The organism is Streptomyces albireticuli (genome assembly GCF_002192455.1).
Classification (GTDB): Bacteria; Actinomycetota; Actinomycetes; order Streptomycetales; family Streptomycetaceae; genus Streptomyces; species Streptomyces albireticuli_B.
Genome location: NZ_CP021744.1, coordinates 6,307,405 through 6,331,560, shown reverse-complemented (window position 1 = coordinate 6,331,560; position 24,156 = coordinate 6,307,405). Strand labels below are relative to the sequence as shown.

21 protein-coding genes and 1 riboswitch are annotated in these 24,156 nt (G+C 72.9%); of the genes, 5 read left to right on the top strand and 16 right to left on the bottom strand.

Going from position 1 to position 24,156, the window contains the following annotated elements; all coding sequences use genetic code 11:
• Positions 1-45: 45 nt before the first annotated feature.
• Genes SMD11_RS27520 through ribD form a run of 6 tightly spaced genes read right to left on the bottom strand, consistent with a single transcriptional unit; the run spans position 46 to position 4,536 of the window.
• Positions 46-318, bottom strand: a complete 273-nt coding sequence (locus SMD11_RS27520) for a phosphoribosyl-ATP diphosphatase (protein WP_087929011.1) — start codon at positions 316-318, stop codon at positions 46-48.
• Between the two features lie 33 nt (positions 319-351).
• On the bottom strand, positions 352-837 hold the full coding sequence (ribH, locus tag SMD11_RS27515) for a 6,7-dimethyl-8-ribityllumazine synthase (RefSeq protein WP_087929010.1): 486 nt from the start codon (positions 835-837) through the stop codon (positions 352-354).
• 51 nt (positions 838-888) lie between these two features.
• A complete protein-coding gene (locus SMD11_RS27510) occupies positions 889-2,169 on the bottom strand; it encodes a bifunctional 3,4-dihydroxy-2-butanone-4-phosphate synthase/GTP cyclohydrolase II (protein WP_087929009.1) in 1,281 nt (426 codons plus the stop codon).
• Positions 2,166-2,822 (bottom strand): nicotinamide mononucleotide transporter family protein, encoded by a 657-nt coding sequence (locus SMD11_RS27505; RefSeq protein WP_087929008.1) that lies wholly within the window; start codon positions 2,820-2,822, stop codon positions 2,166-2,168. Before SMD11_RS27505 ends, SMD11_RS27510 begins: the two co-directional genes overlap by 4 nt.
• A complete protein-coding gene (locus tag SMD11_RS27500) occupies positions 2,819-3,439 on the bottom strand; it encodes a riboflavin synthase (RefSeq protein ID WP_087929007.1) in 621 nt (206 codons plus the stop codon). Before SMD11_RS27500 ends, SMD11_RS27505 begins: the two co-directional genes overlap by 4 nt.
• Positions 3,440-3,441: 2 nt before the next feature.
• On the bottom strand, positions 3,442-4,536 hold the full coding sequence (gene ribD / locus SMD11_RS27495) for a bifunctional diaminohydroxyphosphoribosylaminopyrimidine deaminase/5-amino-6-(5-phosphoribosylamino)uracil reductase RibD (RefSeq protein WP_087930758.1): 1,095 nt from the start codon (positions 4,534-4,536) through the stop codon (positions 3,442-3,444).
• A 204-nt stretch (positions 4,537-4,740) separates the two neighbouring features.
• Positions 4,741-4,871: riboswitch (FMN riboswitch) on the bottom strand.
• Between the two features lie 522 nt (positions 4,872-5,393).
• On the opposite strand from ribD, the gene SMD11_RS27490 reads away from it, so the two are divergent.
• Entirely contained in the window at positions 5,394-7,685 is a 2,292-nt protein-coding gene (locus SMD11_RS27490; protein ID WP_234366474.1) for a chitinase C-terminal domain-containing protein, read from the top strand.
• Positions 7,686-7,793: 108 nt separating this feature from the next.
• Positions 7,794-9,026, top strand: a complete 1,233-nt coding sequence (locus tag SMD11_RS27485; RefSeq protein ID WP_087929005.1) for an MFS transporter — start codon at positions 7,794-7,796, stop codon at positions 9,024-9,026.
• Between the two features lie 89 nt (positions 9,027-9,115).
• Here SMD11_RS27485 and SMD11_RS27480 read toward each other — a convergent pair whose 3' ends face one another.
• Positions 9,116-9,529 (bottom strand): hypothetical protein, encoded by a 414-nt coding sequence (locus SMD11_RS27480; protein ID WP_087929004.1) that lies wholly within the window; start codon positions 9,527-9,529, stop codon positions 9,116-9,118.
• 216 nt (positions 9,530-9,745) lie between these two features.
• Between SMD11_RS27480 and SMD11_RS27475 the strand changes: the two genes are divergently transcribed.
• The 3 genes from SMD11_RS27475 (at position 9,746) to SMD11_RS27465 (ending at position 12,815) form a co-directional block, all read left to right on the top strand.
• The gene (locus SMD11_RS27475; protein ID WP_087929003.1) at positions 9,746-11,194 is read left to right on the top strand and encodes a uracil-xanthine permease family protein; all 1,449 of its coding nucleotides are present in this window, start codon (positions 9,746-9,748) and stop codon (positions 11,192-11,194) included.
• A 104-nt stretch (positions 11,195-11,298) separates the two neighbouring features.
• Positions 11,299-12,126, top strand: a complete 828-nt coding sequence (locus tag SMD11_RS27470; RefSeq protein ID WP_087929002.1) for a polysaccharide deacetylase family protein — start codon at positions 11,299-11,301, stop codon at positions 12,124-12,126.
• On the top strand, positions 12,123-12,815 hold the full coding sequence (locus SMD11_RS27465) for a DUF5995 family protein (RefSeq protein ID WP_087929001.1): 693 nt from the start codon (positions 12,123-12,125) through the stop codon (positions 12,813-12,815). Before SMD11_RS27470 ends, SMD11_RS27465 begins: the two co-directional genes overlap by 4 nt.
• 58 nt (positions 12,816-12,873) lie before the next feature.
• Here the strand turns inward: SMD11_RS27465 and SMD11_RS27460 are convergent, their stop codons facing one another.
• From SMD11_RS27460 to SMD11_RS27420, 9 genes are all read right to left on the bottom strand, one after another.
• Positions 12,874-14,574 (bottom strand): flavin monoamine oxidase family protein, encoded by a 1,701-nt coding sequence (locus SMD11_RS27460; RefSeq protein ID WP_087929000.1) that lies wholly within the window; start codon positions 14,572-14,574, stop codon positions 12,874-12,876.
• A 142-nt stretch (positions 14,575-14,716) separates the two neighbouring features.
• On the bottom strand, positions 14,717-15,520 hold the full coding sequence (locus SMD11_RS27455) for a carbon-nitrogen hydrolase family protein (protein ID WP_087928999.1): 804 nt from the start codon (positions 15,518-15,520) through the stop codon (positions 14,717-14,719).
• Between the two features lie 147 nt (positions 15,521-15,667).
• The gene (locus SMD11_RS27450; RefSeq protein WP_087928998.1) at positions 15,668-16,660 is read right to left on the bottom strand and encodes a LysR family transcriptional regulator; all 993 of its coding nucleotides are present in this window, start codon (positions 16,658-16,660) and stop codon (positions 15,668-15,670) included.
• Positions 16,661-16,750: 90 nt separating this feature from the next.
• Positions 16,751-17,206 (bottom strand): Lrp/AsnC family transcriptional regulator, encoded by a 456-nt coding sequence (locus SMD11_RS27445; protein ID WP_087928997.1) that lies wholly within the window; start codon positions 17,204-17,206, stop codon positions 16,751-16,753.
• Between the two features lie 10 nt (positions 17,207-17,216).
• Positions 17,217-18,746: an amino acid permease gene (locus tag SMD11_RS27440; RefSeq protein ID WP_199843963.1), complete on the bottom strand. Its 1,530-nt coding sequence runs from the start codon at positions 18,744-18,746 to the stop codon at positions 17,217-17,219.
• A 370-nt stretch (positions 18,747-19,116) separates the two neighbouring features.
• Positions 19,117-20,604, bottom strand: a complete 1,488-nt coding sequence (locus tag SMD11_RS27435) for a GuaB1 family IMP dehydrogenase-related protein (RefSeq protein ID WP_087928996.1) — start codon at positions 20,602-20,604, stop codon at positions 19,117-19,119.
• 133 nt (positions 20,605-20,737) lie between these two features.
• Positions 20,738-21,727, bottom strand: coding sequence for a sugar-binding transcriptional regulator (locus SMD11_RS27430; RefSeq protein WP_184743126.1), 990 nt, complete (start codon positions 21,725-21,727; stop codon positions 20,738-20,740).
• 149 nt (positions 21,728-21,876) lie between these two features.
• Positions 21,877-22,563: a ribulose-phosphate 3-epimerase gene (gene rpe, locus SMD11_RS27425; RefSeq protein WP_087928994.1), complete on the bottom strand. Its 687-nt coding sequence runs from the start codon at positions 22,561-22,563 to the stop codon at positions 21,877-21,879.
• Positions 22,564-22,632: 69 nt separating this feature from the next.
• The gene (locus SMD11_RS27420) at positions 22,633-24,057 is read right to left on the bottom strand and encodes an RsmB/NOP family class I SAM-dependent RNA methyltransferase (protein ID WP_087928993.1); all 1,425 of its coding nucleotides are present in this window, start codon (positions 24,055-24,057) and stop codon (positions 22,633-22,635) included.
• Positions 24,058-24,156 lie beyond the last annotated feature (99 nt).

Below are 24,156 nucleotides of genomic sequence, written 5' to 3'. Positions count from 1 at the left end.
ATGCGGTCCGTGGGGCGTTTCGCGGGGTGCGAATCGCCCTACGGGCTACAGATGAGCGTATACGTCGTCGAGGGAGATACCCCGGGCGACCATCATCACCTGAACGTGGTAGAGGAGCTGGGAGATCTCCTCGGCGGTGGCGTCGGCGCCCTCGTACTCGGCGGCCATCCACACCTCGGCGGCCTCCTCGACCACCTTCTTGCCGATGGCATGCACCCCCTTGTCCACCAGCTCGGCGGTGCGGGAGGTGGCGGGGTCGCCGGAGGCGGCCTTCTGCTGGAGCTCGGTGAACAGCTCCTCGAACGTCTTCTTGGACATGGTGGTCCTACCCTACGGGGTCCGGCCCGCGGGTCAGTGCCAGGGCTCCGACACGGAGCGCAGGATGACGGCCGTGGCGACGGCGGCGGTGACCGCCTCGTGGCCCTTGTCCTCGTGGGAACCCTCCAGCCCGGCGCGGTCCAGGGCCTGCTCCTCGGTGTCGCACGTCAGGACGCCGAAGCCGACGGGGACGCCGGTGTCGGCGGAGACCTGGGCGAGGCCCTGGGTCACGCCCTGGCACACGTACTCGAAGTGCGGGGTGCCGCCGCGGATGACGACGCCGAGGGCGACGATCGCGTCGTAGCCCCGGCCGGCCAGGACCTTGGCCACGACCGGCAGCTCCCAGCTGCCGGGGACGCGGAGCAGGGTCGGCTCGTCGATGCCGAGGTCGTGCAGGGCCCGCAGGGCGCCGTCGACGAGGCCGTCCATCACCTTCTCGTGCCACTGCGCGGCGATCACGGCCACACGCAGGTCCTGACAGTTCCGCACACTCAGCTCGGGGGCGCCCTTGCCGCTCACGTTTCTCCTCGGTGATTCGTCTGGGGGGGTTCTGGGGTGGTCAGGGACGGGTCACTGGTTGGCGCAGGGGGACACCGGGTCGGCGTCGAGCCAGGGCAGGTCGTGGCCCATCCGGTCGCGCTTGGTGCGCAGATAGCGGAGGTTGTGCTCGCCCGCCTTCACGGGCATCGGCTCCCGGCCGGTGACCTTGAGCCCGTGCCGGGTGAGGGCGGCGGTCTTGTCGGGGTTGTTGGTCATCAGCCGCAGCGAGCGGACGCCGAGGTCGGCGAGGATCTGGGCGCCCGCCGCGTAGTCGCGGCCGTCCGCGGGGAGGCCGAGTTCGAGGTTGGCGTCCAGCGTGTCGCGGCCCTCCTCCTGGAGCTCGTAGGCGCGCAGCTTGGGCAGCAGGCCGATGCCGCGCCCCTCGTGGCCCCGGAGGTAGAGGACGACGCCGCGGCCCTCGGCGGTGATCCGCTCCAGGGAGGCGTGCAGCTGCGGGCCGCAGTCGCAGCGCTGGGAGCCGAAGACGTCGCCGGTCAGGCACTCGGAGTGGACGCGCACCAGGACGTCCTCGCCGTCGCCGAGCTCGCCGGCCACCAGCGCGATGTGCTCCACGCCGTCCACCGTCGAGCGGTAGCCGTGCGCGCGGAAGTCGCCGAAGGCGGTGGGCAGCCGGGTGACGGCCTCGCGGCGGACGGTGGGCTCGGCCGAACGGCGGTAGGCGATCAGGTCCTCGATGGAGATGATCGACAGGCCGTGCTTCCGGGCGAAGGGGATCAGCTCGGGCAGCCGCAGCATGGTGCCGTCCTCGCCCGCGATCTCCACGATCGCGGCGGCGGGCCGCAGCCCGGCGAGCCGGGCGAGGTCCACGCCGGCCTCGGTGTGGCCGTCGCGGACGAGCACCCCGCCGGGCTTGGCGCGCAGCGGGAAGACGTGGCCGGGGCGGACGAAGTCGCCGGGGGCCGTGGCCGGGTCGGCGAGCAGCCGGATGGTGGTGGCCCGGTCGGCGGCGGAGATGCCGGTGCCGGTGCCGTGGGCGCGGGTGGCGTCGACCGAGACGGTGAAGGCGGTGCGCATCGACTCGGTGTTGTGCTCGACCATCTGCGGCAGGTCGAGCCGGGTGATGTCCGGCTCCTCCAGCGGCACGCAGATCAGGCCGCGGCACTCGCTCATCATGAAGGCCACGATCTCGGTGGTGACCTTCTCGGCGGCGACGACGAGGTCGCCCTCGTTCTCCCGGTCCTCGTCGTCCACGACGACGACGGGCCGGCCGGCCGCGATGTCGGCGACGGCGCGCTCGACCGGGTCGAGGGTCAGGTCGTCGGTGTCGTACCAGGTCGGCAGGGCGGTCATGCCGCTGCTCCTTCCAGTGCCGGCTGCCGCGCGCCCGTACGGGAACGCAGCCACCAGTCGCGCAGGCCCCACAGGACGAGGGCGAGATAGATGACGTAGACGAGGCCGGAGAAGGCCAGGCCGCTGCTGAAGGCGAGGGGGACGCCGACGACGTCCACGAGCAGCCAGGCGAACCAGAACTCGACGAGGCCGCGCGCCTGGGCGACCATCGCGGCGAGGGTGCCGACGAAGATGTAGGCGTCCGGCCAGGGGTTCCAGGACAGCTCCGGCACGGCGGTGAACAGGGCGCCGACGGCGAGGGTGCCGAGGGCGGTGCCCGCGAGCAGGGTGAGGCGCTCGCGCCAGGTGGCGAAGCGGACGGCGATCGAGCCGTCCTGCGCCTCGCGCCGGCCGCGGTGCCACTGCCGCCAGCCCCACAGCGAGACGCCGATGACCAGGAGCTGCTTGCCGATGCCGCCGCTGAGGTGCGCGGAGGCGTAGGCGGCGACGAGGATCAGGCCGGAGAGGAACTGCGCGGGCCAGGTCCATATGGAGCGCCGCCAGCCGAGGGCCAGGGCGGCCAGGCCGATGCTGTTTCCGATCATGTCGGACCAGATGACGTGCTGCCCGAAGGCGGCGAACGCCTCACCGTTGAGCCAGGTCAGGGCGCTCATGCGACCGGCTCCCCGGTGCCCCGGACGGCGCCGTCGGCGAGCAGCCGCTCGACGTACTTGGCGAGGACGTCGACCTCTAGGTTGACCGGGTCGCCGGCCCGCTTCACCCCGAGGGTGGTCAGCTGGAGCGTGGTGGGGATGAGGCTGACGGTGAAGAAGTCCTGGCCGGCCTCGACGACGGTCAGGCTGATGCCGTCGACGGTGATGGAGCCCTTGTCCACGACGTAGCGGCGCAGTCCGGCGGGGAGGGCGATCTTCACGATCTCCCAGTGCTCGCCGGGCACCCGCTCCAGGATGGTGCCGGTGCCGTCGACGTGGCCCTGGACGAGGTGGCCGCCGAGGCGTCCGCCGAGCGCCATGGGGCGTTCGAGGTTGACGCGGGAGCCGGGGACGAGGGCCCCGAGGCTGGAGCGCTTGAGGGACTCGGCCATCACGTCCGCCGTGAACTCGCCGTCCGCGGTCTCGACGACCGTCAGGCAGACGCCGTTGACGGCGATGGAGTCGCCGTGCTTGGCGCCCTCGGTGACGAGCGGGCCGCGGAGCCGGAACAGCGAGGAGTCGCCACGGTTGTCGACGGCGACGACCTCGCCCAGTTCTTCGACGATTCCGGTGAACACGTTCAGTTCTCCTCAGGAGCGGTGGTGGAGTCGGTGGGGACCGCGGTGATCCGCAGGTCGGGGCCGAGCCGGGTGACGTCCGTGACGGCCAGGCGCGGGGCCCGCGCGATGGTGGCGACACCGGCATCGCCGAGGGCCGTGGGCCCCGCGCCGAGCAGGGCGGGGGCGAGGTAGCCGACGACGCGGTCGACGGCGCCGGCCGCGACGAACGCGCCGGCGAGGGTGGGGCCGCCCTCCAGCAGGACGGAGCGGACCCCGCGCCCGTGGAGCTCGGCGAGCAGGGCGGTGATGTCCAGGCCGGTCCCGTCCTGGGGCAGCCGGACGACGTCGGCGCCGGTCAGGTGGGCGGTGTCGGCGTGCTCGCCGACGGCGATCAGGGTGGGCGCCGCGTCGTCGAGGACCCGGGCGCCGGGCCGGACCGAGGCGTGGGTGTCGACGACGACGCGCAGCGGCTGGGTGACGGTCCCCGCTTCGAGGAGGGGGCCGCGCACGGCCAGGTGCGGGTCGTCGGCGCGCAGGGTGCCGGAGCCGACGACGACGGCGTCGGCCTCGGCGCGCAGCCGGTGGACGTCGGCGCGGGACTCGGCGGAGGTGATCCAGCGGCTGGTGCCGTCGGCGGCGGCGCTGCGCCCGTCGAGGGTGGCGGCGTACTTCCACAGCACGAAGGGGCGGCCGAGGGCGGCCGAGGTGAGCCAGGCGGCGTTGCCGGCCGCGGCCTCCTCGGCGAGCAGCCCGCCCTCGACGTCCACCCCGGCGGCGGCCAGGGTGGCGGCGCCGCCGGTGGCGTCGGGGGTGGGGTCGGCGACGGCGTAGACGACCCGGCCGACGCCGGCGGCGATGAGGGCCTGGGCGCAGGGGCCCGTACGACCGGTGTGGTTGCAGGGTTCGAGGGTGACGACGGCGGTGCCACCGCGGAGGTCGTGGCCGGCGTCGGCCGCGGCACGCAGGGCGTTCACCTCGGCGTGCGGCGTGCCGGCGCGGTGGTGCCAGCCCTCGCCCGCCGGGCGGCCCTGCGCGTCGAGCAGGACGCAGCCCACGACGGGGTTGGGGCTGGTGGAGCCGAGGGCACGAGCGGCGAGCGCGATCGCACGCCGCATCGCTTCTGCTTCGACGGTGCCCTCTTGGGTGGCCACCGGGTCCTCCTGCCTCTTCGGGCACGGACTCCGGGGCTGTCGTCACGGGACGACGAAGAGACGGGTACGCCGACGACGAGGACACCGGTGGCCCGGAACGGCCGAGGAGGGAACTCACCCCTCACGGGGCGGCCGCCACCTGTGGAACGGTGTGCCGTCGCATACCCGCCGCGCACTGCCTCCCATCCGGACTTTAACCGTCGGTCCAGGAATTTCACCTGGTCAACCGGCCGCTGGCTGCGGACGGGTCGCGGACTGTAACCGCCGGTTCGGACTTTCACCGACCCCGGAGTGCGCTGCGTAAATGGATCTCAGTTCATGCTACATGGCGCCTGACCTGCACGTTCCTTGAAACTGCCGGGACGTTACCGGTAAGGCGCCTCCGAGCGTACGCCGAGGGGCGGCGCGGTGTCCACGGTGATGTGACGGAGTACGGCGGCCGGAACCCGGGGTCCGGGAGGAGCCGCCCGGCGGAATCGGAGGGTCCGCCGAGCCGGTGCCGCGCGGGGGGCGGGGGCGTGCGGGCCGCGCGGTACGACCGGAGGCGCCCTGTCCGAAAACCGCGACTCGAACTTTGGTCCATACCTATTGACGCACTGGTCTAGTCCTCTTAACCTCTGCCACACCTCCGAGGAGTACGGCCCGCGGTACGCGCGAACCCGGGCCATGGCACGACGCACGCACCCCCCGCATCGCTCGACCGACCCCCCACCTGGAGGAACCCGATCGTGTTGGCCGGAAACAGACCCCTCGACCACCCGCCCGCGAGGCCCGCCCGCGGGCCGCGCCGCGGCCTCACCCTCGCCGCCGTCGGCACCGCCCTGGCCGGGCTGCTCGTCGGCACGCTCTCCGCGACCGCCTCGCACGCCGAGGACCAGACCGCCTGTCGCCCCGACGGCCTCTACACCACACCGGGCGTCGACGTCCCCTACTGTTCCGTCTACGACGCCACCGGCCGCGAGAAGATGGGCGCCGACCACCAGCGCCGCGTCATCGGCTACTTCACGGGCTGGCGCACCGGCAAGGACGGCACCCCCGCCTACCTCGCCCCCGACATCCCCTGGGACAAGGTCACCCACCTCAACTACGCCTTCGCGCACGTCGGGCCGGACGACCGGATCTCCGTCGGCGCGGACGGCGCGAACAACCCCGCGACCGGCATGACCTGGCCGGGCGTCGCGGGCGCCGAGATGGACCCGGACCTGCCCTACAAGGGCCACTTCAATCTGCTGAACAAGTTCAAGAAGCAGCACCCTCAGGTGAAGACCCTCGTCTCGGTGGGCGGCTGGGCCGAGACCGGCGGCTACATCGACGAGAACGGCAAGCGCGTCGACTCCGGCGGCTTCTACAAGACCGCGACCAACGCCGACGGCTCGGTGAACCAGGCCGGCATCGACACCTTCGCGGACTCCGCCGTCGCGTTCGTCAGGAAATACGGGTTCAACGGCCTCGACATCGACTACGAGTACCCGACCTCGATGAAGGACGCCGGCAACCCCAAGGACTGGGCGCTCGCCAACGCCCGCCGCGGCGGCCTCAACAAGGGGTACGCGGCGCTGATGAAGACCCTGCGCGAGAGACTGGACCGCGCGGGCGCGGCGGACGGGAAGCACTACCTCCTCTCCGTCGCCGCCCCCTCCTCCGGCTATCTGCTGCGCGGCATGGAGACGTACCAGACGACGAAATACCTGGACTACGTCAATGTGATGTCGTACGACCTGCACGGCGCCTGGAACGAATTCGTCGGGCCCAATGCCGCGCTGTACGACGACGGCAAGGACGCCGAGCTCGCCAAATGGGGCGTCTACACCACCGCGCAGTACGGCGGCCTCGGCTATCTCAACGGCGACTGGTCGTACCACTACTTCCGCGGGGCCATGCCGCCCGGGCGGATCAACCTCGGCCTGCCCTATTACTCGCGCGGCTGGAAGAACGTCACCGGCGGCACCGACGGCCTGTGGGGCACCGCGAAGACCACCACCTGCCCGGCCGGGTCGGGCCTGACCACCTGCGGTGACGGCGCCGTCGGCATCGACAACCTCTGGCACGACAAGGACGACGCGGGCAAGGAGTCCCCGGCCGGGTCGAACCCCATGTGGCACGCGAAGAACCTGGAGAAGGGCGTCGTCGGGGACTACGCCACGAAGTACGGCTTCCCGGCCGGCACCAAGCTGACCGGCACCTACGCCCGCAAGTACGACGCCACCCTGGTGGCCCCCTGGCTCTGGAACGCGGAGAAGAAGGTGTTCCTCTCCACCGAGGACGAGCAGTCGGTGAAGGCCAAGGCCCAGTACGTCGTCGACAAGGGGCTCGGCGGCACGATGGTCTGGGAGCTCGCGGGCGACTACGGCTACAACGCCGCCAAGGGCCAGTACGAGCCGGGCACCACCCTCACCTCCACGATGTACGACGCGTTCAAGGCGGCCCCCGCCTACGGCGCCCGGCGGGCCACCACCGAACTCCCCGCCCAGGCCGTCGACATCGACGTGAGCCTCAACAGCTTCCCGCTGGGCGACAGCAACTACCCCATCAACCCGAAGATCCACTTCACCAACCGGACGAAGAGCACCATCCCCGGCGGCGCGGAATTCCAGTTCGACTACGCGAATTCCGCACCGGGCAACGCCAAGGACCAGTCGGGCTGGGGACTGAAGGTCGTCCGCAGCGACCACACGGCGGGCAACAACATCGGCGGCCTCAAGGGCGACTACAACCGGGTCTCCGTGAAACTGCCGGCCTCCCAGCCGCTCGCGCCCGGCGCCTCGGCGGACCTCGACTTCGTCTACTACCTGCCGACGTCGACGCCGTCCAACTGGACCGTCACCTTCGGCGGGAAGACGTACGCCCTCGCCGGTGACCTGGCGCGCGGCACGACCGTGGTCGAGCCGGGCGGCGCCACGCCCACCCCGACCGGGACGCCGACGGGCACCCCCACCCCGACCCCGACCGGCGGCGCCTGCACCGCCCCGTCCTGGGACAAGGCGGGCGTCTACAACGGCGGCGCCACCGTCTCCTGGAAGGCGCACTCCTGGAAGGCCAGGTGGTGGACCCAGGGCGACGAGCCCGGCACCACCGGCGAATGGGGGGTGTGGCAGGACCTCGGCGCCTGCTGAGCGGGCCGTTTCACGGGCCGCGTCATCCATGACCGGGTGACGCGGCGACCCCGCGGGGTCCGTGGCGGGCTCGACCCGCGCGGACCCCGTCCGGAAGGATGCGCGTCCATGGCCACCAGAGCGAGGCGAACGGACCGCACGGCTCCCCCGGACCTCCGGCTGCGCCGGGCGAGACGTGCCGTGGCCGCCGTCTTCGCCGTGCACGGCGCGGTGAGCGGGAGCTTCGCCACCCGTATCCCCTGGATCCAGGGCCACTTGGACCTCGGCGCCGGCGAGCTCGGCCTCGCCCTAGCCTGCCCCGCGGTCGGCGCCTGCTGCGCGATGCCCCTGGCCGGCCGGATCGGGCACCGCTTCGGCGCGCGGGCCGCGCTGCGCGGGCTGCTCGTCCTGTGGTGCGCCGCCGTCGCGCTCCCCGCGCTCTCCCCCGGCCTGGCCGTGCTCTGCGCCGCGCTGGCCGTGTACGGGGCCACGTCGGGAACGGCGGACGTGGCGATGAACGCGCTCGGCGTGGAGACGGAGGAGCGGCTGGGCCGCTCGATCATGTCGGGGCTGCACGGGATGTGGAGTGCCGGCGCGCTCGCCGGGTCGGCCGCGGGCACCGTCGCCGCGCACACCGGCCTCGACGCCCGGATCCATCTCGGGCTCGCGGCCCTCGTGCTCGCCGTCCTCGGTGTCCTCGCCTGCCGGCACGTCCTGGACCCGCCGGCGGCGGCCGGGGAGCACCCGCCGCCGCGGTTCGCGCTGCCGCCGCGCTCCGCGCTGGCCATCGGGGCGGTGGCCTTCTGCGCGGTGTTCGCCGAGGGGGCGAGCCTGGACTGGTCGGCGGTCTACCTCCGCGACGTCGTCGGCACCGGACCCGGGCTCGCGGCGGCCTGCACCACGGCGTTCTCCTGCACCATGGCCGCGGCCCGGTTCGCGGGCGATCCGGTGACCGAGCGGCTCGGTCCGGTGCGGACGGTACGGGCGGGCGGCGCCCTGGCGACGGCCGGCGGGCTGCTGGTGGTCCTCGCGACCGGACCGGTCCAGGCCATCGGGGGTTTCGCCCTGATCGGGCTGGGCGTCGCCGTCGTCGTGCCGCTGGCCTTCGCGGCGGCCGGGCGCCGCGGTCCGGCGCCGAGCCAGTCCATCGCGGGCGTCGCGACGATCACCTACACCTCGTGGCTGATCGCCCCCGCCGTGATCGGCCAGATCGCCGGCGCCGGCTCGCTGGCGATGTCGTTCGGGCTGGTCACGGCGCTGACGGCGGGGCTGGTGGCGGGGGCCGGGGTGCTGCGGACCCCGGCGCGTACGGGTGCGGTCACCGCCGGGAAGCCGGCACCGTCGCGGGCACCGGACGCGTAGGCACGGGCGCCACGCGCGGAACGGGCCGTACGGCGGCCCCACTGGGGGGTCCGCCGTACGGCCCGGATCATCCGGCCTGGGAGTGTCGGTTACAGGATGCCGAACAGACCGCCGAGGCCGCCGAAGCCGTGGTTGCCCCAGCCCCAGCCGCCGCCGTGGTGGTGACGGCCGCAGCCGTCGTCGTCCCAGCCCCAGCCGCCGCGGTGGTGGCCGCCGCCCCAGCCGTGGTCGTCACAGTCGTCGTGGTGGCCGCCCCAGCCCCGGCCGTCGTGGTGGCGGTGGCCGCCCCAGCCGCCGCGGCCGTCGCAGTCACCGTCACGGTCGTGGTGACGGCCGTGGTCGTGGCCGTGGTGGTGGTCGCGGTCACGGTCACCGTCGTGGTCGTGGCCCCACGCCTGGACCGCCGGGGTCACGGGGGTGGCCTGGGCCACTCCCGACAGCGGGACGATGGCGGCGGCGGCGAGAACGGCGGCGGCCGCGGTACGGCCGACGAGCTTGCGCATATCTAGTCTCCTGGTTGCAGGAAGTCGGACAACGGACGCATACCGTGCGAGCGGTCCGGAACATCCCGAGGACCGGGTCATACAGTCGTACGGACCATCAATTGCCCCGATTGCAGCAACGCGCCGAGCGCCGCCGTCCCGCCCGGACGGCGAGGAGCACCACCCGCCGCGGCTTAGCATGAGGCGAATCCCCCACCACGAACATCAGGAGCAGTCATGGGCCTCGGCGTGCGCTGGACCCTGCACGGTGACGGGCGCACCCCCGCCCCCGGGGCCGTCGTCAGACCGGACGAACGGCTCTCCTGGCCACGGACGGCGGGCCTCGGCGCCCAGCACGTGGTCGCGATGTTCGGCGCGTCTTTCGTCGCCCCGGTCCTCATGGGCCTGGACCCCAACCTCGCGATCATGATGTCGGGCGTCGCCACCATGATCTTCCTGCTCGCGACGCGCGGCAGGGTGCCCAGCTACCTCGGGTGCAGCCTCTCCTTCGTCGGCGTGGCAGCGATCATCCGGGCCCAGGGCGGCGGCAGCGCGGCCGTCACCGGCGCGATCTTCGTGGTGGGCGCGGCGCTGTTCGCGGCCGGTCTGGTGGTGCGGAAGTTCGGCGCCCGGATCATCCACGCGGCGATGCCGCCGGTGGTCACCGGCGCCGTGGTGATGCTGATCGGCTTCAACCTGGCACCGGTCACGGCGCGCACGTACTGGCCGCAGGACCAGTGGACGGCGCTGCTGACGATGCTCTTCACCGGTCTCGCCGTGGTCTGCCTGCGCGGCTTCTGGTCGCGCGTGGCGATCTTCCTCGGCCTGGTCTTCGGCTACGCGCTCTCCTGGTGCCTGGACCGGGTCTTCGGGAAGATCCACTCGGTGAACGGCGGCACCGAGGCCGTCGACCACTGGCGCCTGGACCTCTCGGGGGTCTCCAAGGCCGACTGGATCGGGCTCCCCTCGCTGCACGCGCCGAGCTTCGGCTGGTCGGCGATCCTGGTGGCGCTGCCCGTGGTCATCGCGCTGATCGCGGAGAACGCCGGCCATGTGAAGGCCGTCGGGGAGATGACGGGCGACCGGCTGGACGACCAGCTGGGCACCGCGATCTCCGCGGACGGCGCGGCGACGATGCTCTCGACCGCGGTCGGCGGACCGGCCAACACCACGTACTCCGAGAACATCGGCGTGATGGCCGCCACCCGGGTCTACTCCACGGCCGCCTACTGGGCCGCGGCCCTCTTCGCCCTCCTCTTCGGCGTGTGCCCCAAGTTCGGCGCCGTGGTCGCCGCGATCCCGGGCGGTGTGCTGGGCGGGATCACCGTGATCCTCTACGGCATGATCGGCCTGCTGGGCGCCCAGATCTGGGTCCACAACAAGGTCGACCTGCGCAATCCGCTGAACCTGGTGCCGGTCGCGGCGGGCGTCATCATCGGCATCGGCGGCGTCAGCCTGAAGGTCAGCGGCAACTTCGAGCTCAGCGGCATCGCGCTCGGCACGATCGTGGTCCTCTCCGGCTACCACGTCCTGCGCGCCCTGGCCCCGGCCCACCTCAAGACGCAGGAGCCCCTGCTGGACGAGGGCACGAGCAGCTACGACCCCGTGCCCGCCCGCGAGGGGGACGGCGCGAACGGCGACGGGAACGACGGCGGGGGCGACGCGGCCGCGCGGGGCCGGGCCTGACGGCCCGCCTCCTCCCGGCTCCCTTCGCGTGAACCCGCAGGGCCTTCCGCCCCGGGCCGCCGGCTTCGGCCGTGTCGGCCCGGGGCGGCGCGCGTTGGCCGGGTATGAGACCTCCCCGCACGCTCCCCCGGCTCCTGACCGCCGCCCTCGCCACGGCCCTGCTCCTCGTGGGGCAGGCCCCGCCGGCGGTGGCCTCCACGCACCCCGGCCCGGCGGCCGGGCGGCTCTTCGGGACGGAGGTGCGCCGCCTGCCCACGGACGAGCGGGTGGTGGCCATGACGTTCAACGCGGGGTGGGACGAGGCCGGGCTGGCGAAGGTTCTCCGGGTGCTGCGCGCCGAGGGCGTCCCGGCGACGTTCTTCCCGACCGGGCAGTTCGCCGAGCGGCACCCGAGGGCGGTGCGGGCGATGGCGGCGGCCGGTTTCGGGCTCGGCAACCACTCGTACAGCCACCCGAGGTTCGGGGAGCTGAGCCGGAAGGAGATCGCCGCCGAGGTGCTGCGGGCGGACCGGGCGATCCGGGCGGCGGGCCGCGCGGAGCCGCTGCCGTTCTTCCGCTTCCCCTACAGCGACACCACGCCGCGCGGGATCGCGGCGGTGAACGCGCTGGGCTTCGCGGACATCGAGTTCACGGCGGACACCAACGGATACCTCGGCGCCGAGGGCGGCATGACGGTCCGTGAGGCCGTCCGGCGGGCCCTGGACGCGCTGGTTCCGGGGGCCGTCGTCCAGATGCACGTCGGCAGCTTCGACGAGCGGACGCCCCTGGACCCGGCGGCGCTGCCGCTGGTCATCGACGGCGTCCGGGCGCGCGGATACCGGTTCACCGATCTCCGCGCCTTCACCGGCACGCCGTGCCCGTTCACCCGTTCGGGCGGTCTGACCGAGCGGAGCCCCTACGCTCCGTACACGCATGTCACTCTGTGTGCATGACGATGACATGGGGGAAGCCCGTCGCACCCACCGGTATCGCCGAGGTGCTGGCGCGGATGCGGGGGCTGGAGGCGGCGCTGCCGCCGAGGGACGGTGTGGCCGTGTTCAACCGCGTGTATCTCGCGGTCACGGAGGAGATCGGGCGGCGGGTGCGGTCCGGCGGATTCACCGACGGCCCGGCGGCGGCCGAGCTGGACGTGCGGTTCGCCGGGCGCTATCTGGCGGCCGTGGACAGCGTCGCGACGGGCGGCCGGGCGCCCGCCTGCTGGCGGCCGCTGTTCCAGCTGCGGGGCCATCCCGCCGTGCGGCCGCTCCAGTTCGCGCTGGCCGGGATCAACGCCCACATCGGGCACGACCTCGCGCTGGCGCTGGCCGACACCTGCCGGGCGCTGGGGAAGGAACCGACGGCGCTGGAGGGCGACTTCGACCGGATCGGCGAGCTGCTGGCCGCCATGGAGGGGCGGATCCGCGAGGAGCTGATGCCGGGGCCGGACGTCCTGGACGTCGCCGACCCGCTGACGCATCTGGTGGGCGCCTGGAGCCTGGACGCGGCCCGCGGCGCGGCGTGGGCGTCGTTCCGCGCGCTGTGGGCGGTGCGGACGCTGCCCGATGTGGCGGAGGAGCTCACCGACCGGCTGGATTCCGGCGTCGGACTGGTCGGCCGGTGCCTGCTCACCCCGCTGGGATGAGGGCCCCGCCTTCCCGGGCGGGGAAGGCGGGGCCCGCACAGCGGACTTCGCGCGCGGCTCAGTCCTCCGGGAGCTCCACCGGCGCGATCTCGTCGTAGACGTCGCCCGGGCCCGGGTTGGTGGCGTCGGTCTCGCCGCCGAACTGGTGCATCACGCCCCACACGGCGTTGAGCGCGGTCTGCACGGCACCCTCGGCCCAGCCGGCCGTCCAGGAGATGTCGTCGCCCGCGAGGAACAGGCCGCGCTTGTCCTCCGGCAGCCGGTCCTGCATGAAGTGGGTGAACAGACGCCGCTGGTAGCGGTAGTGGCCCGGGAGGTTGGCCTTGAAGGCGCCCATGAAGTAGGGCTCGTTCTCCCAGGAGACCGTGACCGGGTTGCCGATGATGTGGCGCCGGATGTCGACCTTGGGGTAGATCTCGCCGAGCGACTTGAGCATGACCTCCATGCGCTCGTTCGCCGACAGCGGCAGCCACTTGAGGCTGTCGTCGCACCAGGTGTAGGAGAGGCAGATGACGGCCGGCTTGTCGGGGCCGTCGTCCAGGAGGTAGGTGCCCCGGGTCATCCGGTCGGTGAGCGTCATCGACATGACGTCACGGCCGGTCTCCTCGTCCTTGTCCAGCCAGAACGGCCGGTCCACCGGCACGAACAGCTTGGAGGACTCCATGTAGTGGGTGCGCTCCATCGCCGTCCAGTGGTCGATGGGGAAGAGCGAGTCGTCGCACGCGATCTTCGAGAGGAGCATCCAGGACTGCGCGGTGAAGATCGCCGCCCGGTAGGTGCGGATGTCGCCGCTCGCGTCGGTGACGGTGATGTGGTTGCCCGCCGTGCGGTGCAGCCGGGTGACGGCGGGGCGGGGCTCGCCGTCGTGCAGCGAGGAGAGGGAGGTGCCCGGTGCCCAGTGGACGAGCTTGCCCGGCTCGCGGTCCCACAGCCGCAGAGGGAGCTGCTGGCTGCCGCCGACGATGCCGCGGTGGTGGTCGTCGGCCTCGGTGTAGACGACGCGCAGGATCTCCAGGATGGAGTTGGGGAAGTCGGTGTCCCAGCCGCCGGTGCCGAAGCCGACCTGGCCGAAGATCTCCCGGTGCCGGAAGGACTTGAAGGCCTCCGACTCGCACAGGTAGCCGTAGAAGGTCTGGTTGTCGAGCTTCTCGACGAGCTTCGCCCAGATCTCCCGGATGCGCGGCACGTCGCGCTCGCGCAGGGCGCGGTTCATGTCCGAGAAGTCGGCGCCCTCCTCCAGACAGGCGTTCCACGCGTCCGCGACCTCGCGGTAGACCGCGGGCAGGTCGTCGAGGGACTTGGCGTAGTGCGACTCGCCCTTGAGGTCGACGACGGTCGACGGGGTGTCCGGGGCCAGCGGGTTGGGGAAGGGCTTGGTCTCCAGGCCCACCAGGTCGATGTAGTACTGGAGGGCGGTGGAGCTGGGCGGGAAGCGCATGGCGCCCATCTCGGCGGTGAGCGAGGGGTCGCAGCCCTCGAAGCCGACGGTGCGCAGCCGGCCGCCGATCTGGTCCGCCTCGTAGACGACGGGCTTGAGGCCCATCTTCATCAGCTCGTACGCGGCGATGATGCCCGACAGGCCGCCGCCGATGACCGCGACCTCGGTGCCGTGCTCGGTCGCGGGTATCTGGCCGAGGCCGGCGGGGTGCGCGAGGAAGTCGTCGTACGGGAAGGGGAAGTCCGGGCCGAACATCGTGATCGGCGGCAGGGCCGGCTCCGACTGCTCGTCGTGGGCGGCGGTGGGCACCATGGACGTCATCGGCTGAACTCTCCTGCGGAATGGGGGGCGGCTCTGAAAGCGGGCATCACGGGGCTTCGCTGCGCTGCGTCGCCTCGGCGGGGGGTGTCAGACGGATCAAGCGGGATCGAGCGGGTTCGTGCGGGACGGGACGGGGGGTGTGTCAGGTGAGTGAGCCGTAGAGCTCGGGGCGGCGGTCGTCCAGGTAGGTGTTCTCCGCCCGGGAGGCCTTCAGCAGCGCCGGGTCGACGTCGGCGACGATCAGGTCCTCACCTGCACCGGCCCGGGCCCGTACGGTCCCGTCGGGGGCGGCGAGGCAGCTGAGCCCGGCGAAGGAGAAGTCCCCTTCGGCGCCGCAGCGGTTGGCGTAGGCGAGGTAGAGCTGGCTCTCCCACGCCCGGGCCGGGACGATCGTCTGCGGGACGATCTCGTACGGGCGCATCAGCGCGGTCGGGGCGAGCAGCAGCTCGGTGCCGGCCAGGGCGTGCGCGCGGACGGGCTCGGGGAACTCGATGTCGTAGCAGATCAGCAGGCCGAGGCGGACGCCGTCGAGCTCGGCCTGGACGACCGGCTCGGAGCCCGGTGTGAAGTACGTGGTCTCGTACTCACCGAAGAGATGCGTCTTGCGGTAGTTCGCGAGGCTCGTCCCGTCCGGCCCGATGAGCTGGAGGGAGTTGAAGAGCGTGCCGTCGCCGTCGCGCTCGGGGTAGCCGTAGCCGATGGCCAGGCCGTGCTCGGCGGCGATGCGGGCCACCGCGCGGGCGCCCGGCCCGTCGGCGGGCTCGGCGAGGTCACGGACCGCGGGGCCGAGGGCGTAGCCCGTGAGGTACAGCTCATTGGTGAGCAGCAGCCGGGCCCCGGCGGCGGCGGCCCGGCGGGCGGCGGCGGCGAGCGAGGCGAGGCTGTCGGAGGTGGAGGCGGGAACGCCGGCGGGGCCTTGGTACAGCGCGGTACGCAGCGGCGTCATGCGGCCTCTTTCCACCTGCCGTGCTCGTGAAACGAGCGCGTTCGTTAAGACGCCTTGACGGTACGGTCCGCGCTCGGGGCCCGACAAGGCACCACTGTTGCGCGTGGGTGGACGATTCGTTGCGCCTTTTGGTCTTTTACGTGCGATTCATTGCGTGGGGCCCGCGGGGGTCCCCGGGGTGCCGTGCGCGCCCACCGCGTCCCGGACCAGGCCGCGCAGCCAGCGGTGGCCGCTGTCGGCGTCGTGGCGGGGGTGCCAGGCCATGGCGATGGCGAGCGGAGGGAGCTCCACCGGGACCTCGAAGGTCCGCAGGCCGAGCGCCGCGACGGCCGGGGCGCCGAACCGCTCGGGGGCGAGCCCGACGGCATCGGTCCCCGCGAGCACATGGAGCGCGGCGGCGAAGGTGGGCACGGTGCCGACGACCCGGCGACGCAGCCCGTACGCGGCGAGCGCCTCGTCGACCGGGCCGGACAGCCTGCCGCGCCGGGAGTCCACGAGGTGGCCCGCGGCGGCGTAGCGGCGCGGGGTGACGGTACCGGTGAGCAGCGGGTGACCGGCCCGGGCCACGCCGACCATGCGGTCCTGGAGCAGCGTCCCGACGCGGATCTCCGGCTCCTGCCGGTCGATGACCCCGACCTCCAGATCGATCGCCCCGTCGCGCAGCGGCGCCGGGCCGCCGGGCCCCTCGGCGAGGAAACGCAGCGTGACACCTGGGGCCTCGTCACGGGCGCGGCGCAGCAGTGCCGCGCCGAAGGCCAGGATGTTGATGTCGTGCCCGCTGAGGGTGAAGGTGCGGGCCAGGGTGGCCGGGTCGGCCTCCGCCTCGGCGGTGAAGAGGCCGCGGGCGTCGTCGAGGACCTGCCGGACCCGGGGACGCAGGGCGAGGGCGCGCGGCGTGGGCACCATGTGACGTCCGGCGCGTACGAGCACGGGGTCGCCCAAGGCCTGCCGGATGCGGCCGAGGGTGCGGCTCATGGCCGGGCCGGAGAGCCCCAGCCGGTCCGCGGCGGCGGTGACGCTCTCCTCGGCGAGCAGGGCGTCGAGCGCGACGAGCAGGTTCAGGTCGAGGCGGGCGGCGCCACCGGGGCCGCCGAGGGGGCCCGCCGGGCCGCCGGAGCCCTCGGCGGGGCCCCTGCTCATCGGGTGCTCATCGGGTGCTCATGGCGCGGTCGTCTCCCGCGTGCGTCGGCGTCGGAAGGCGGCACCGGTGCGACCGGCGGCCGCCGTGACTCAGGAGGGGGCGCCGGAGCTGAAGCGGCGCAGCAGCGGGGAGAGTACCAGCACGGACTTGGTCCGCTCGACGAAGGGCTCCCCCGCGATGCGCTCCAGCACGCGCTCGAAGTGGCGCATGTCGGAGGCGAAGACCTGGACGATGGCGTCCGCCTCACCGGTGACGGTCGAGGCGGACGCCACCTCCGGGTAGCGCGACAGGCCGCGGTGGATCGCCTCGGGCGAGGTGTTCCGGCGGCAGTAGATCTCGATGTACCCCTCGGTCTCCCAGCCGAGCGCCGCCGGGTCCACGCGGACGGTGAACCCGGTGATGGCGCCCTCGGCCCGCAGCCTGTCCACGCGCCGCTTGACGGCGGGCGCGGACAGACCGACCTCGGTGCCGATGTCGGCGTAGGAGCGGCGGGCGTCCTCGGCGAGGGCGTGGACGATGCGTTCGTCCAGATCGTTCAGTCGCACTGCGGGTGGATCACTTCTCTAGAGATACCTGCTGGTCTTCCCGGGACAGCCGCGAGCGGCTCTTCCCGTACATGAAGTAGATCACAAGACCGACGAGCATCCAGCCGCCGAAGTACTGCCAGGTCGTGCCGGGCAGGCTGAGCATCATGTACACGCACAGCCCGAAACCGATGGCCGGGAAGATCGGGGCGAGCGGGACACCGCGGACCCGCAGGCCGGAGAGCGGCACCTTGAAGCTGCGGTGCATCTCGGGGCGGGTGAAGAAGAGCACGATGACGGCCACGTTGACCAGGGCGAACGCGAAGAGCGTGCCGATGCTGGTGGCGTTCGCCAGCTCGCCCAGCGGCACGGCCGCGGCGAGGACGCCGCAGAAGACCGAGACGATCACGGTGTTGGCGCGCGGCACGCCGGTCTTCGCGTGGACCTTGGAGAAGGTCTTGGGGACGAGCCCGTCGCGGGACATGGCGAAGAGGATGCGGGTCTGGCCGTAGAGGACGGTCAGGACGACGCTGGCGATGGCGATGACGGCACCGGCGGCGAGCAGCACGGCCCAGAAGCTCTGGCCGGTGACGTCCTTCATGATCCCGGCGAGGGCGGCCTCGGAGCCCTCGAAGTCGCCCCACGGCATGGCGCCGACGGCGACCGCCGCGACCAGCACGTAGAGCGCCGTCACGATGAGCAGCGACAGCATGATCGCCTTGGGCAGGTCCTTCTTCGGGTCCTTGGCCTCCTCGCCGGCCGTGGAGGCGGCGTCGAAGCCGATGTAGGAGAAGAAGAGGCTGGCGCCCGCGGCGCTGACGCCGCCGAGGCCGAGCGGCATGAACGGGGCGTAGTTACCGGCCCGGATGCCCAGGAAGGCGACGGCGCAGAAGAGCAGCAGGGCCGCGATCTTCACGCCGACCATGATCGTGTTGGCGCGGGCGCTCTCCTTGGCCCCGCCCAGCAGGAAGGCCATGCAGAGCAGGACGACGAGCAGCGCCGGCAGGTTGAAGATGCCGCCGTCGGTGCCCGGCGGGTTGGCCAGCGCGGCCGGGATGGTGACCCCGATGGTGCCGTCGAGCAGTTCGTTGAGGTACTCGCCCCAGCCGACCGCGACGGCCGCGACCGAGACGCCGTACTCCAGGATCAGGCACCAGCCGCAGACCCAGGCGACGATCTCGCCGAGGGTCGCGTAGGCGTAGGAGTACGAGGAGCCGGAGACCGGGATGGTGCCGGCCAGCTCCGCGTAGGACAGGGCCGAGAACAGCGCCGTGAGGCCGGCGATGACGAAGGAGATGACGACGGCCGGACCGGCCTTCGGCACGGCCTCGCCGAGCACCACGAAGATGCCGGTGCCGAGGGTCGCCCCGATGCTGATCATCGTGAGCTGCCACATGCCGAGCGAGCGCCGCAGCGTGCCGCCCTCGCCCTGGCCGCCCTCGGCGACCAGGCGCTCGACGGGCTTGCGCCGCATGACACCGGTCACGAAGCCGGCGGCCGGCCGCGGGGACGACGGCTTCTCGTCGTCCGTGGCGGGGGGCGCTGTGCCGTTGTCCAACACTGAGGTGGCTCCATTCGTCGATGCCTGTCGAGGGGGATGACCGGCGACGGAACGCCCTCAGGGGGTGCTGTGGGCAGGGGGAGCCGACCCGAGGCAGAGGGGGAACCGCCGAGCAAGCGGTATCCGCCACTCCACGTACTGCGCAGACCTTATGAGCTGAGGGCCCGCGCTCGTAATGCACCATTCTTGCGCATGGCCGTTCGATCATTGCGCATGGGGGGCATTCACAGCCAATCGTTGCATCTCACATCATGAATCGGTACATCTGGGCGGATTACCGTGGTCCACATCACGTCTTCCGCACCCCCTCCGGAGAACGCGAAAAGGGGCGCGGTCCGGATCGGACCACGCCCCTTTCGGGCTGTGCGGACTACTGCCAGCTGGCGTGCAGCGGCTTGCCCTCGGCGTAACCGGCGGCGCTCTGGACGCCGACCACGGCACGCTCGGCGAACTCCTCCAGGGAGCCGGCGCCGGCATAGGTGCAGGAGGAACGGACACCCGCGATGATCGAGTCGATCAGGTCCTCGACGCCCGGACGGGACGGGTCGAGGAACATCCGCGAGGTGGAGATGCCCTCCTCGAACAGACTCTTGCGGGCCCGGTCGTAGGCCGACTCCTCGCTGGTGCGGTTGCGCACGGCGCGGGCCGAGGCCATGCCGAAGCTCTCCTTGTACAGCCGCCCGTCGGCGGTCTGCTGGAGGTCGCCCGGGGACTCGTACGTCCCGGCGAACCAGGAGCCGACCATGACGTTGGACGCGCCGGCGGCGAGCGCCATGGCGACGTCACGGGGGTGCCGGACGCCACCGTCGGCCCAGACGTGCTTGCCGAACTTCTTCGCCTCGGCGGCGCACTCCAGGACGGCGGAGAACTGCGGGCGGCCCACGCCGGTCATCATGCGGGTGGTGCACATGGCGCCGGGGCCCACACCGACCTTGATGATGTCCGCGCCGGCCTCGATGAGGTCACGCACGCCCTCGGCGGCGACGATGTTGCCCGCGACGATCGGGACCTGCGGGTCGAGGGCCCGCACGGCCTTGATCGCGGAGATCATCGACTCCTGGTGGCCGTGCGCGGTGTCCACGACGATCGTGTCGGCACCGGCCGCCAGCAGGGCCTTGGCCTTGCCGGCCACGTCGCCGTTGATGCCGACGGCGGCGGCGATGCGCAGCTTGCCGTCCGCGTCCGTGGCGGGGGTGTAGAGCGTGGCGCGCAGGGCGCCCTTGCGGGTCAGGATGCCGGCCAGGCGGCCGTCCTTGCCGACCGCCGGGGCGAGCTTGCGGTGGGCGGCGTCCAGCTGGTTGAACGCCTCGCGCGGGTCGATGTCGGCGTCGAGGAGCAGCAGCTCCTTGGACATGACCTCGGACAGCTGGGTGAAGCGGTCCACACCGGTCAGGTCGTGCTCGGTGACGATGCCGACCGGGCGCTGCTCCTCGTCGACCACGACGCCGGCGCCGTGCGCCCGCTTGGGCAGCAGCGAGAGCGCGTCGGCGACGGTCTGCGTGGGGGCGAGCACGATGGGGGTGTCGAGCACGTGGTGACGGCTCTTGACCCAGGAGATGACCTCGGTGACGACCTCGATCGGAATGTCCTGAGGGATGACGACGAGGCCACCGCGGCGGGCGACCGTCTCCGCCATCCGGCGGCCGGCGATCGCGGTCATGTTCGCGACCACGAGCGGAATGGTGGTGCCGGTCCCGTCGGGGGCGGAGAGGTCCACACCCTGGCGGGAGCCGACCGCGGAGCGGCTCGGCACCATGAACACATCGTCGTACGTCAGGTCGTACGGCGGCTTCTGGTCATTGAGGAAACGCACGTGCTGAACATCCCAGTCGTTCGGAGGTGACCCCCGACAAGGCATGCCGAGGGAAAAGCACGTACTTCATTCTCCCATGACGACCGGTGTGCGCGGCCCGGGCCGAACCTCCAGACCGGGCGGGACGCCCTGGTCGGATCGTCCTAAATCCGGCGGCGCGGCCCGCGGGACCCGCCGGCTACGCGCCGTCCGGGTCCGCCCGGTCCAGGGCCGGACGCGGCCCGGGGCCCGTCTCCAGGAGCAGGTAGTCGGCCGCGGCGGTGTCCGTGACCAGGCTGGTGACCAGTCCGGAGCGCAGCACCGCGCCGATCGCGGCCGCCTTGCGGGACCCGCCGGCGATGGCGACGACCTCCGGTATGCGCCGCAGCCGGTCCGCCTCGACGGTGATGCAGCGCTCGCCCAGGTCACGGCCGATACGGCGGCCGTCGGCGTCGAAGAGGTGGGCCGACATCTCGGCGGCGGCGCCGAGCGAGGCGTACTGCGCGCGCTCCTCGTCGGTGAGCATGTCGTAGACCGTCGAGATGCCCGGGGCCCAGGAGCCGATGGAGACGGCGGCGACGGTGACCTTGTCGAAGTAGTCGAAGGCCCGCGCGATGCCCGTCTGGCCGCGCAGGGCGGCGGCGGTGGCGGAGTCGGGCAGCAGCATCGGGGCGTAGATCGGGTGCGCCTCGCCGCCGGAGACCTGGGCCGCCCGGCGCACCGCCTCCACCGAGCCGCGCTCGGCGGTGCCCGCGTCGTAGACGCCGGTGAGCTGGACGACCGTGCACGGCGGCAGCCGGTGCAGGGCCGCGGCCATGTGGATGGTGGAGCGGCCCCAGGCCAGGCCGAGGACGTCGCCCTCGTGCACCAGCTCACCGAGCAGGTCCGCCGCCACCTCACCGAGGTTCTCGGGGTCGGGGGCGTCGTCCGCGGCGTCGGCCGGGGACTCCACCACGACCGCGTGCCGCAGGCCGTAGCGGGCGCGCAGCGCGTCGGAGCGCTCCGCGTCCAGCTCGGCCGGGACCCGGATCTCGATCCGCACGAGATCGCGCTCGAGCGCCGTCTCCAGCACCCGTGCGACCTTGAAGCGGCTCACGCCGAACTCCTCGGCGATCTGGATCTTCGACTTGCCCTCGAGATAGAAACGGCGGGCCATCGCCGCCGCCTGCACCAGCTCGGCGGGCCCCATCGGCGTGGCTGAACGGCCCGTCGACACCGCGGTCTCCTCACTACTGTGTTCAAGCTTCTGGACTCGACCGTCATCCTGTCAGAAACGGCGGTCCTTGATCAGCCCTTGACCTTCGCCCTCAGCATTTCGGGCGAGCGCCGGGGGCTGCGTCAGTGGGCGCAGGCCCAGGGCGCACCGGCCGTGGCCCGCTCCGCCTGCGCGCGCAGGGAGCGTACGGCCGCCGCCGGGTCATCCGTACCGTAGACGGCGGATCCGGCCACGAAGACGTCCGCCCCCGCCTCCGCGCAGCGCTCCACGGTCTCCGCCGACACCCCGCCGTCGACCTGGAGCCACATCTCCAGGCCGTGGCGCGAGATCAGCTCACGGGTGCGGCGGATCTTGGGGAGCATGATGTCGAGGAACGCCTGGCCGCCGAAGCCGGGCTCGACCGTCATGATCAGCAGCATGTCCAGCTCGGGCAGCAGGTCCTCGAACGGCTCGATCGGCGTCGCGGGCTTGAGCGCCATCGACGCCCGCGCCCCCTTGGCCCGGATCTCCCGCGCCAGCCGCACGGGGGCGGCGGCCGCCTCCGCGTGGAAGGTCACGGAACCGGCGCCGGCCTCGACGAACCGAGGGGCCCAGCGGTCCGGGTCCTCGATCATCAGGTGGCAGTCCAGCGGGATGTCCGTGGCCCGGCTCAGCGACTCGACGACCGGCACGCCGAGGGTGAGGTTGGGGACGAAGTGGTTGTCCATCACGTCGACGTGGAGCCAGTCGGCGCCCTTGACCGCCTGCGCCTCGTCGGCGAGGCGGGCGAAGTCGGCGGAGAGGATGCTGGGGTTGATCTGCGCGGCCATGTCCTTAAGCCTGCCATGCGGGCGCTTCTTTCCCCTACCCGCCCCTTCCCGGGACCCCGCCCCGGGAAGCTACGCCGTGCGGCGCAGCAGGGCCAGGTACATCGCGTCCGTGCCGTGCAGATGCGGCCACAGCTGCACGTCGGGGCCGTCCCCGAGCGCCGGGACCCCCTGCATGTACGGGCGCGCGTCGATCCACTCCGCGCTCACGCCGTCCCGCTTGAGGACGTCCGTCACGACGGCCTTGGTCTCCGCCGGGTGCGGCGAGCACGTGGCGTAACCGACGACGCCCCCGACCCGCACGGCCCGCAGCGCCTCCCGCAGCAGGTCGCGCTGGAGCGGCGCGAAGCCCGCCAGGTCCTCGGGGCGGCGGCGCCAGCGCGCCTCGGGACGGCGGCGCAGGGCGCCCAGACCGGTGCAGGGCACGTCCATCAGGACCCGGTCGAAGGTGCCCTCGCGCCACGGCGGGCGCGTGCCGTCGGCGGCGATCACCTGGTACGGGCCGGGGTTGCCGGCCAGCGCGCGCTCGACCAGCCGGGCGCGGTGCGGCTGCTTCTCGGAGGCCAGCAGCGCGGCACCGCGCCCGGCCGCGAGCGCGCCGAGCAGCGCCGCCTTGCCGCCGGGGCCCGCGCAGCCGTCCAGCCAGCGCGTGTCCGGCCCCTCCACGGGCACGGCCGCGAGGGCGAGCGCGACCAGCTGGCTGCCCTCGTCCTGGACGCCGGCCCGGCCCTCGCGCACGGCCTCCAGCGCGCCGGGCTCGCCGCCCTCGGCGAGCCGCACGGCGTGCGGCGACCAGCGGCCGGGCAGCGCGGAGTCCTCGCCGACCGCGGCCAGCAGCTCCTCGGTCGTGGCGCGCCCGGGGCGGGCGACGAGCGTGACCTCGGGCCGTTCGTTGTCGGCGTCCAGCAGGTCCTCGATGCCGGCCCGGCCGCCGCCGAGCGCGTCCCACAGGGCGGAGACGATCCAGCGCGGGTGGGAGTGGACGACGGCGAGGTGCTCCTCGGGGTCGTCCTCGTACGGCGGGGCGACCCGCTCCAGCCAGCCGTCCAGGTCGTGCGCCGTGATCTTGCGCAGCACCGCGTTGACGAACTTCGCGCGGCCGTCACCCAGCACGACCCGCGCCAGCTCGACACTGGCGGACACCGCCGCGTGCGGCGGGATGCGGGTGCCGAGCAGCTGGTGCGCGCCCAGGCTCAGGACGTCCAGCACCGGCGGGTCGACCTCGCGCAGCGGCCGGTCGACGCAGGACGCGATGATCGCGTCGTACGTCCCCTGGCGGCGCAGCGTGCCGTAGACGAGCTCGGTGGCGAGGGCGGCGTCGCGCGCCTCGAAGCCCTCCTGCTCACGGGCCTTGCGCAGCAGCGGGGGCAGCACCAGGTTCGCGTAGGCGTCGCGCTCGTCGACGGCCCGCAGCGCCTCGAAGGCGAGGATCCGCACCGGGTCCTTCTTGGGCCGGCGGTAGGGCTTTGCGGGACGGCGAGGGGCGCGATCGTTCACGAAAGGTGCTCCGGAGCTGGGGTGGTGAAGGGGTCAAGCGTACGACGGGCGCGGTGGGCGGGGCGCGGCGTCCCTCGGCGGGGGCCGGGCGGGGCCGCC